Source organism: Streptomyces sp. NPDC002669, assembly GCF_042889165.1.
Lineage (GTDB): Bacteria > Actinomycetota > Actinomycetes > Streptomycetales > Streptomycetaceae > Streptomyces.
Genome location: NZ_JBIAQQ010000015.1, coordinates 111,711 through 121,034, shown reverse-complemented (window position 1 = coordinate 121,034; position 9,324 = coordinate 111,711). Strand labels below are relative to the sequence as shown.

Below are 9,324 nucleotides of genomic sequence, written 5' to 3'. Positions count from 1 at the left end.
GCCCGCCCCCGCCGGGCCCCCCCCCCGCCCCGGGCCGCCCCCCCCCGCCCCCCCCCCCCCCCCCCCCCCCCCCCCCCCCCCCCCGCGGTACTAGCTCTTCACGCCGAAGAACGGCTCCAGCGGCTTCGGCAGCTGGTCGTTGCAGGCCAGCTGGGCGGACTTGGTCAGGGCGTCGTTCACGCAGGTGTAGTAGTCGCGGTAGACCAGCTGCACCGTGAACGTCGTCGCGACGATCGAGAGCGCGATCAGCGCCGTCACCAGGCCGCTGATCGCGGCCGTGGTCTGCTGCCTGCCGCCGCCCTGGACCGCCGGGGCGCCGGGGGCGCCGGGCGTGGCCGCCGGGACGTGGCCGGAACCGGAGCCCTGGAGCGGTCCGCCGGCCGGGGCGGCCGGAGCCGTGGCGGAGTCGGCCCGGCCGGCGGCCTCCCCCGGCTTGGCCCGCAGCGAGCTGATCGACCAGTACACGGCGAGCGCGCCGAGCAGCAGGGCGATCTCCGGGAAGTCGAAGATCGCGAAGAAGAAGGCCCACATGCCGCAGAGCAGTGCGTAGCGCGCCCGGCGCTGGGCGGGGTCGGTCGGGTCCCAGCGCAGGCCGCCGGGGTTGCCCTCGGGCCCGCCCTGGCCGTTCGGGCCGCCCTGGCCCCCGGAGCGCCCGCCGAAGCCGCCGCCGTGGCGGCCCGGCTGCCGACTGCTCCACTGGCTGCCCCGGCCGGACCGGTCGTCGGAGGAGCCGCCCTCGGACGACCCCTCGCCGTTCCCGCCGCCGTTGCCGGTGTTCGAGGGGAGGCGGGGCCGCCAGGGCTGGTCGGGCCGGTTCTCGGGCGGCGCGGCGAACGGGTTGTCGTCCGCGGGGCCGGGCGTTCCGGCGGACCCCGGGGTGCCGGAGGAGGAGTCCGCGGAGGACTGGCGCTCCCGCATCAGCAGTGAGGGCCGCTCGGGCAGCGGGCGGCGGAAGGCGGTGCTGCGGCGTGGGTCCGGCATGTGGTGAACGTCTTCCCCATCTCGTCATTTCCGCCCTGCGGACGGTTCGCTGTCCCCTGACGCTACCTCCCGGCCAGGAGCCGCCGAAAGCGGGGAGCGGAGCACGGACGGCCGATGCCCGTCACCCGGGCGCGGACGGCGGGGCCGGGGCCCGCGACCCCCGTCCCGTGGGGGTGCTCCACGGTGCCGGTATCGTTGCTGGCGGTCGACTTGTTCGTAGAGTTCCCCGTATGGAGGGGCTCGGTTCTTTCGTACGACCATACAAATCAGCACCGCTCTGCTTCATCACGCGAGAAAGGGCCCAGCCGTGGCCTCCCCGCCCCCCTCCACCGCCCCGGCCCGTCTGGTCGTACTGGTCTCCGGCTCGGGCACGAACCTCCAGGCCCTGCTCGACGCCATCGGTGACGACCCCGAGGGCTTCGGCGCACAGGTCGTCGCGGTCGGCGCCGACCGCTCCGGCATCGCCGGCCTCGAACGGGCGGAGCGCGCCGGACTGCCGACCTTCGTGTGCCGGGTCAAGGACCACGCCACCCGCGAGGAGTGGGACGCGGCGCTCGCGGCCGCGACGGCCGAACACCGCCCGGACCTCGTGGTGTCCGCGGGATTCATGAAGATCGTGGGCAAGGAGTTCCTCGCCCGGTTCGGCGGCCGGTTCGTCAACACCCACCCCGCCCTGCTCCCCAGCTTTCCCGGTGCCCACGGGGTGCGCGACGCCCTCGCGTACGGCGTGAAGGTCACCGGGTGCACCGTCCACTTCGTCGACGACGGCGTCGACACCGGCCCGATCATCGCGCAGGGCGTGGTCGAGGTGACCGAAGAGGACACGGCGGAGGGCGAAGAGGCCCTCCACGAACGCATCAAACAAGTCGAGCGCAAGCTGCTCGTCGAGGCCGTCGGCCGGCTCGCCCGCGACGGCTATCGCATTGAGGGACGAAAGGTTCATCTCGGTCATGTCGGTGAATAAGCCCATCCGCCGCGCCCTGGTCAGTGTCTACGACAAGACGGGGCTCGAAGACCTCGCCCGCGGTCTGCACGAGGCGGGTGTCGAGCTGGTCTCCACCGGCTCCACCGCCGGCAGGATCGCCGCCGCCGGAGTCCCGGTCACCAAGGTCGAGGAGCTGACCGGCTTCCCCGAGTGCCTCGACGGCCGCGTCAAGACGCTGCACCCGCGCGTCCACGCCGGCATCCTCGCCGACCTGCGCCTGGACGCCCACCGCGAGCAGCTCGCCGAGCTGGGCGTGGAGCCGTTCGACCTGGTGGTCGTGAACCTCTACCCGTTCAAGGAGACCGTCGCCTCCGGCGCCTCCGCCGACGAGTGCGTGGAGCAGATCGACATCGGCGGCCCGTCCATGGTCCGCGCCGCGGCCAAGAACCACCCGTCCGTGGCGGTCGTGACCAGCCCCGGCCGTTACGCCGACGTCCTCGCGGCCGTCGGGGCGGGCGGTTTCGACCTGGCCGCCCGCAAGCGCCTGGCCGCCGAGGCGTTCCAGCACACCGCCGCGTACGACGTCGCCGTGGCGTCCTGGTTCGCGGACGACTACGCCGCCGCCGACGACTCGGGCTTCCCCGACTTCTTCGGCGCGACGTACGAGCGGAGCAACGTCCTGCGGTACGGCGAGAACCCGCACCAGCCCGCCGCGCTCTACACCGCGGGCACCGGCGGCCTGGCCGGGGCCGAGCAGTTGCACGGCAAGGAGATGTCGTACAACAACTACACGGACACCGACGCCGCGCGCCGGGCCGCGTACGACCACGCCGAGCCGTGCGTCGCGATCATCAAGCACGCCAACCCGTGCGGCATCGCGATCGCCGACGACGTCGCCGAGGCCCACCGCAAGGCCCACGCCTGCGACCCGCTCTCCGCCTTCGGCGGCGTCATCGCCGTCAACCGCCCGGTGACCGTCGCGATGGCCGAGCAGGTCGCGGAGATCTTCACCGAGGTCATCGTCGCCCCGGCGTACGAGGACGGCGCCGTCGAGGTGCTGGCCCGCAAGAAGAACATCCGCGTGCTGCGCTGCCCCGACGCCCCGGCCGCCGAGGTCGAGGTCAAGCCGATCGACGGCGGTGCGCTGCTCCAGGTCACCGACCGGCTCCAGGCCGAGGGCGACGACCCGGCCAACTGGACCCTCGCCACCGGCGAGGCCCTGACCGCCGACGAGCTGAAGGAGCTCGCCTTCGCGTGGAAGGCGTGCCGCGCGGTCAAGTCCAACGCGATCCTGCTCGCCAAGGACGGCGCCTCGGTCGGCGTCGGCATGGGCCAGGTCAACCGCGTCGACTCCGCGAAGCTGGCCGTCGAGCGGGCCGGCGAGGAGCGCGCCCGCGGTGCGTACGCCGCCTCCGACGCGTTCTTCCCGTTCCCGGACGGGCTGGAGATCCTGACCGCGGCCGGGGTGAAGGCCGTGGCCCAGCCGGGCGGTTCGGTCCGTGACGAACTGGTCGTCGAGGCCGCGAAGAAGGCCGGCGTGACGATGTACTTCACGGGCACGCGCCACTTCTTCCACTGATTTCGCCGACGGTTCACCACACCGTTCCGCGACGCCGGCGCACAACACGAAGGGCCGGAACTCCGGGAGGAGTTCCGGCCCTTCGTGTTGTGGAACGGAAAAGGCGTCGCGTTACTTCTTGACGACGATGGTTCCGGCGGCGCGGTCGTGCCAGCCCTGGAGCTTGCCGGAGTTGTCGAAGAACGGCGACAGGTAGACCAGGAGGGCGCCGATGTAGCAGAGGAACGCACCGACGATCGGGATGATCCAGCGGATGAAGCCGCCGCCGAGGCCCGGGTTCTGACCGGTGTTCTCCTTGACGACCTTCAGGCCGAGGGCCATCTTGCCGAGGGTCGCGCCGGCCAGCGCGATCATCAGCCACTCGTAGAGCAGCGTGATCAGACCGAAGAGGGCGACCATGCCGAGCATGGTGACGATGATGCTGCTGCTCGCCTCGTTGATGCAGGACTGGTAACCCGGGTCCAGGGCGGAACCGCAGTCGTCGGCGCTCTCGGCGAGACCCAGGGCACCGGCCACGCCGACCGCGGTGAGGATGCCGTAGAGGACGCCGATGATCAGGCCGTCGAGGAGACGCGCGCCGAAGCGGCGGCCCATCGAGGCGACCTGGACCGTGCCGAGGACCGGGACGTTGATGTAGCCGTTGTTGGCCTGGAGCGTGCCCGGGGCCTGGGGCGGGTAGCCGTAGCCCGGCTGGCCCTGCTGCGGGTAGCCGTAGCCCGGCTGACCCTGCGGCGGCTGCTGCGGGTAGCCGTAGCCGGGCTGGCCCTGCGGGGGCTGCTGGCCGTACGGATTGTTCGGGTCCGGGTTCGGGGCGCCGAAACTCATGTGGGCGTTCCTCCAACGTGCATGCGGGGACGATGCGGCCGCGCGGAGGAAAGAAGAGTTCAGTGGTCCGCCCCCCGGGTACTACTGCGGCACTGCGGTGTTAATCGTTATAAATGAAAAGTAAGTTTGTCCAGTCGCGGCCGGTGGATGTTGCCCAAGTGCAACATCGTGGCCGCTCACAGCACCTGGAATTGGTATGGGGGCGGGGTCATCCGCGAGTATGGGGACATGACTGCCCAGATTCTCGATGGCAAGGCCACCGCAGCCGCGATCAAGTCCGATCTCACCGTCCGCGTGGCGGCCCTCAAGGAACGGGGCATCACCCCCGGCCTGGGAACCCTGTTGGTCGGGGACGACCCGGGCAGCCGTTGGTACGTGAACGGCAAGCACCGCGACTGCGCCCAGGTCGGCATCGGCTCCATCCAGCGCGAACTCCCCGAGACCGCCACCCAGGAGGAGATCGAGGCGGTCGTGCGGGAGCTCAACGAGAACCCCGAATGCACGGGTTACATCGTGCAGCTCCCCCTGCCCAAGGGGATCGACACCAACCGCGTCCTGGAGCTGATGGACCCGGCCAAGGACGCCGACGGCCTGCACCCGATGAACCTCGGCCGCCTGGTGCTCAACGAGACGGGCCCGCTGCCCTGCACCCCGCAGGGCGTCGTCCAGCTGCTGCGCCACCACGGCGTGGAGATCAACGGGGCGAACGTCGTGGTCGTGGGCCGGGGCGTCACGATCGGCCGCCCGATGCCGCTGCTGCTGACCCGCAGGTCCGAGAACGCCACCGTCACCCAGTGCCACACCGGTACGCGTGACCTCTCCGCCCATCTCAAGCAGGCCGACATCATCGTCGCCGCCGCCGGGGTGCCGCACATCATCAAGCCCGAGGACGTGAAGCCGGGCGCCGCCGTGCTCGACGTCGGCGTCAGCCGGGACGAGAACGGCAAGATCGTCGGGGACGTCCACCCGGGCGTGGCCGAGGTCGCCGCCTGGATCTCCCCGAACCCGGGCGGTGTCGGCCCGATGACCCGCGCCCAGCTGCTCGTCAACGTGGTCGAGGCGGCCGAGCGCAACGCGGCCGCCGCCCTCTGAACCGGCCGACCCGAATCCGGAAGGAACCCCATGGGTGCTGGTACGAGTCCGGCCGACCCGACCGCCGAGGACACGCGTACGGACGAGGCCCCGGAGACGGGTGCGGGGACGAACGCAGGGGCCGGGGCGGAGACCGGAGCGGGCCCGGGGAAGAAGAAGGAGACCGGCCCGGAGCCGGAGAAGAGTGCCGCCGGTGGCGAGGCACGGCCGGACGCGGGTGAGGACGCGGACTCCGCCGCACCCGGACCGGACTCCGGGAAGGACGAGGGTCCCGGGGAGGCGAAGTCCGGTACTGCGGGCACGGCCCCGGACGTCGCCTCCGGCAGCACCCCGGCCGGGGGCTCCGGCACCGCTCCGCGGGCATCCCGGCGGTTCCCCCTGTTCACCAAGGACACCGCGCGCCCCGAGGGCGGCGGCCGGGCCGCGCCCGGGGACGCGCCCGCCCCGGCCCGGCAGTGGCCGCTGCTCGCCGTGCTCTGCACGGCGGGGATCGGGCTGCTGATCGTGGCCGTCGACCCCTTCGCCGAGGCGTTCCGGGTCGGCACGATGCTGATCGGCGCGGCCCTCATCGGCGGCGCGGTGCTGCGGATGACGGTCCGGTCGGTCGGCATGCTGGCGGTCCGTTCCCGCTTCACCGACCTGGTGACCTATGGAGTGCTCGGCTTCCTCATCGTGATGCTGGCCCTGGTGGCTCAGCCCAAGCCGTGGCTGGACATCCCGTTCCTCGAACAGGCCGTCCACTTCACGATCCGCTGACTCGCCAACTCGCCGACGCGTCGACTCGCCGATCCGTGAACGGTCGGCGAGTGGCCGGCGAGTGATCGGCCGGTTCGCGGGCCGTCGGGCCCGGCCCGTACGGGCGGTCGCACGGTTGCGGACGGTGCCCGTCCCCTCCCCCGAGAAGGGACGGACACCCGGGGCGAGCCCCGGTCCGAAACGCTTCCGTCCCAAACCGCGGCGACTTGACCGGCCTCGCCCCCGTCCTGCGTTCAGCCTGGTCGACGGGGTGAAGGTGTTCAAGGGACGGCTGGGGCCTGTGGCACGGAAGTGACCATTCCGCCAAGGTGTGATTGTCCGGCAACGGAGTGGCGAACAAGGGCGCGCGACAGGCGCGCACCTGGTTCCGAACACCCCCGTGCGCCCGCCCTCGGCCCCTCCTTCCGCCCGTTCCCTCCGTCCTCCTCCGAGTGACCGGATTCGTCCGGGTGAGCGCTGTGTGACGGGTTGTGTGCGGTGCCACAGGGGGCCGGGCCGCCGGAAGGTTCCGGGTCGGATAGCCTGACCGCTGGATATCTCTTCACGTCAAGATTCAGACCGGGGATGTCCAGCACCAGGGGCAGGGACCCCCACCGCCAGCTGTCTAACGGAGATCGCCATGACCCGCACTCCCGTGAATGTCACCGTGACCGGCGCAGCCGGCCAGATCGGCTACGCGCTGCTCTTCCGCATCGCCTCCGGCCACCTGCTCGGCCCGGACGTGCCGGTCAACCTGCGTCTCCTGGAAATCCCGCAGGGCCTGAAGGCCGCCGAGGGCACCGCGATGGAGCTCGACGACTGCGCCTTCCCGCTGCTGCGCGGCATCGAGATCACCGATGACGCCAACAAGGCGTTCGACGGTGCCAACGTCGCCCTGCTGGTCGGCGCCCGCCCGCGCACCAAGGGCATGGAGCGCGGTGACCTGCTCTCCGCCAACGGCGGCATCTTCAAGCCGCAGGGCAAGGCCATCAACGACAACGCCGCGGACGACATCAAGGTCCTCGTCGTCGGCAACCCGGCCAACACCAACGCCCTGATCGCCCAGGCCGCCGCCCCGGACGTACCGGCCGAGCGCTTCACCGCGATGACCCGCCTCGACCACAACCGCGCGATCTCGCAGCTGGCCGCCAGGACCGGCGCCGCCGTCTCCGACATCAAGAAGCTGACGATCTGGGGCAACCACTCGGCGACCCAGTACCCGGACATCTTCCACGCCGAGGTCGCCGGCAAGAACGCCGCCGAGGTCGTCAACGACGAGGCGTGGCTGGCCGACACCTTCATCCCGACCGTCGCCAAGCGCGGCGCCGCGATCATCGAGGCCCGTGGCGCGTCCTCCGCCGCCTCCGCCGCGAACGCCGCCATCGACCACGTGTACACCTGGGTCAACGGCACCGCCGAGGGCGACTGGACCTCCATGGGCATCCCGTCGGACGGCTCCTACGGCGTGCCCGAGGGCATCATCTCGTCCTTCCCGGTCACCACGGAGAACGGCACGTACAAGATCGTCCAGGGCCTGGAGATCAACGACTTCTCCCGTGCGCGCATCGACGCCTCGGTGAAGGAGCTCACCGAGGAGCGCGACGCGGTCCGCGAGCTCGGCCTGATCTGATCCGTACGCCCCTTCGCGCGTACCCCGTCGCCCCCGGCAGCACCCGCTGCCGGGGGCGACGTGCGTCGGCGGACGTACCGGAAGGGGTTCGCGCCCCGGCCGGGAACTGATCGCGCGGCTCACAGAGTCTGGGCTTTCATGCGCGTGACGATGATCCTCCCGGCACTGACCGAGGCGACCAGCCCGCTGTTCCGGCCCATCAAGTACTCGCTCTTCCCGCCGCTGGGCCTGGCGACCCTCGCCGGGTACCTCGACCCGGACGACGAGGTGACGCTCCTCGACGAGCACGTCGAACGGGTGGACATCGAGGCGCTCGAAAGCCCCGACCTCCTGGTCGTCCAGCCGTACATCACCTCCGCGCGGCGCGGCTACGAGATCGCCGACCACTTCCGCGCCCGGGGCGTCCACGTCGCCATGGGCGGCCTGCACGTGACCTCGCTGCCGGACGAGGCCGCCGCGCACGCCGACACGATCTTCACCGGGCCGGGCGAGGACACCTGGCCGCTGTTCCTCAAGGAGTTCCGGGCCGGGGCGCCGGGCCGCCGCTACGACTCGAAGCTGCGCACCCTGGCCGGGCTCCCGCCCGTACGACGCGACCTGATCAAACGTCATCTGTACCTGGTGCCGAACTCGATCGTCGTCTCGCGGGGCTGCCCGCACCACTGCGACTTCTGCTACAAGGACGCCTTCTTCGAGGGCGGGAAGTCCTTCTACACCCAGGCCGTGGACGACGCGCTCGCCGAGATCGAGCGGCTGCCCGGCAGGCACCTGTACTTCCTCGACGACCACCTGTTCGGCAACCGCCGCTTCGCCGAGGCGCTGTTCGACGGGATGGCCGGCATGGGGCGGCTCTGGCAGGCGGCCGGCACCGTGAAGTCCGTGCTCCGGCCGGACCTGCTGGAACGCGCCGTGGACGCGGGGCTGCGCAGCCTGTTCGTCGGCTTCGAGACCGTCAACGGCGCGAACCTCGCCGAGCGGCGCAAGAACCAGAACATCGGCGAGGACTACGGGGCGGCCGTGCGCCGGCTCCACGACGCCGGGGTCATGGTCAACGCCAGCTTCGTCTTCGGGCTCGACCACGACGGCCCGGACGTCTTCGACCGCACGGTGGAGTGGGCGGTCGGGCAGGGCATCGAGACGGCCACCTTCCACATCATGACGCCGTACCCGTCCACCGGGCTGTGGAAGCAGCTGGAGGCGGAGGACCGGATCGTCCACCGGGACTGGGACCTCTACGACACCCGCCACGTCGTGTACCGCCCGAAGGGCATGACCCCGGACCAGCTGGAGGACGGCTACTGGCGCGCGTACCGCGACTTCTACCGGTGGTCCAACATATGGCGCGGCGCCGCGGCCCAGCCGGGTACGCACGAACGGCTCAGGCACCTGGCGTACGCGGGCGGCTGGAAGAAGTTCGAGCCCGCCTGGGACGCCCTGATCCGCTCCCGCAACGTGGTGCGGGCCATGCCGGCGCTGGAACGGACCCTGGCGGCCTTCGGCGGCAGAGGGGCATGACCGGGCCGCCCCCCGGCGGACGGGCACGGCCCCCTGCCGCCC

8 protein-coding genes are annotated in these 9,324 nt (G+C 71.6%); 6 read left to right on the top strand and 2 right to left on the bottom strand.

The window, feature by feature from the left end; all coding sequences use genetic code 11:
• Nucleotides 1–90: 90 nt before the first annotated feature.
• On the bottom strand, nucleotides 91–981 hold the full coding sequence (locus tag ACFYW1_RS22585; protein WP_388995886.1) for a hypothetical protein: 891 nt from the start codon (nucleotides 979–981) through the stop codon (nucleotides 91–93).
• Nucleotides 982–1,288: 307 nt separating this feature from the next.
• Here ACFYW1_RS22585 and purN point away from each other — a divergent pair, with 307 nt between their 5' ends.
• Both purN and purH read left to right on the top strand, forming a co-directional pair.
• Nucleotides 1,289–1,945 carry a phosphoribosylglycinamide formyltransferase gene (purN, locus tag ACFYW1_RS22580; RefSeq protein WP_388995881.1) on the top strand — a complete coding sequence of 219 codons (657 nt, stop codon included), beginning with the start codon at nucleotides 1,289–1,291 and terminating at the stop codon, nucleotides 1,943–1,945.
• Nucleotides 1,932–3,485 carry a bifunctional phosphoribosylaminoimidazolecarboxamide formyltransferase/IMP cyclohydrolase gene (purH, locus tag ACFYW1_RS22575; RefSeq protein ID WP_388995878.1) on the top strand — a complete coding sequence of 518 codons (1,554 nt, stop codon included), beginning with the start codon at nucleotides 1,932–1,934 and terminating at the stop codon, nucleotides 3,483–3,485. Before purN ends, purH begins: the two co-directional genes overlap by 14 nt.
• 111 nt (nucleotides 3,486–3,596) lie before the next feature.
• On the opposite strand, the gene ACFYW1_RS22570 is transcribed toward purH, so the two are convergent.
• Nucleotides 3,597–4,310: an RDD family protein gene (locus ACFYW1_RS22570; RefSeq protein ID WP_388995875.1), complete on the bottom strand. Its 714-nt coding sequence runs from the start codon at nucleotides 4,308–4,310 to the stop codon at nucleotides 3,597–3,599.
• Nucleotides 4,311–4,538: 228 nt separating this feature from the next.
• On the opposite strand from ACFYW1_RS22570, the gene ACFYW1_RS22565 reads away from it, so the two are divergent.
• From ACFYW1_RS22565 to ACFYW1_RS22550, 4 genes are all read left to right on the top strand, one after another.
• Nucleotides 4,539–5,402, top strand: coding sequence for a bifunctional methylenetetrahydrofolate dehydrogenase/methenyltetrahydrofolate cyclohydrolase (locus tag ACFYW1_RS22565; protein ID WP_388995872.1), 864 nt, complete (start codon nucleotides 4,539–4,541; stop codon nucleotides 5,400–5,402).
• 30 nt (nucleotides 5,403–5,432) lie between these two features.
• On the top strand, nucleotides 5,433–6,158 hold the full coding sequence (locus ACFYW1_RS22560) for a DUF3017 domain-containing protein (RefSeq protein WP_388995870.1): 726 nt from the start codon (nucleotides 5,433–5,435) through the stop codon (nucleotides 6,156–6,158).
• A gap of 619 nt (nucleotides 6,159–6,777) precedes the next feature.
• Nucleotides 6,778–7,767, top strand: a complete 990-nt coding sequence (locus ACFYW1_RS22555) for a malate dehydrogenase (protein WP_388995867.1) — start codon at nucleotides 6,778–6,780, stop codon at nucleotides 7,765–7,767.
• Between the two features lie 138 nt (nucleotides 7,768–7,905).
• The gene (locus ACFYW1_RS22550; protein ID WP_388995864.1) at nucleotides 7,906–9,282 is read left to right on the top strand and encodes a B12-binding domain-containing radical SAM protein; all 1,377 of its coding nucleotides are present in this window, start codon (nucleotides 7,906–7,908) and stop codon (nucleotides 9,280–9,282) included.
• Nucleotides 9,283–9,324: the final 42 nt, after the last annotated feature.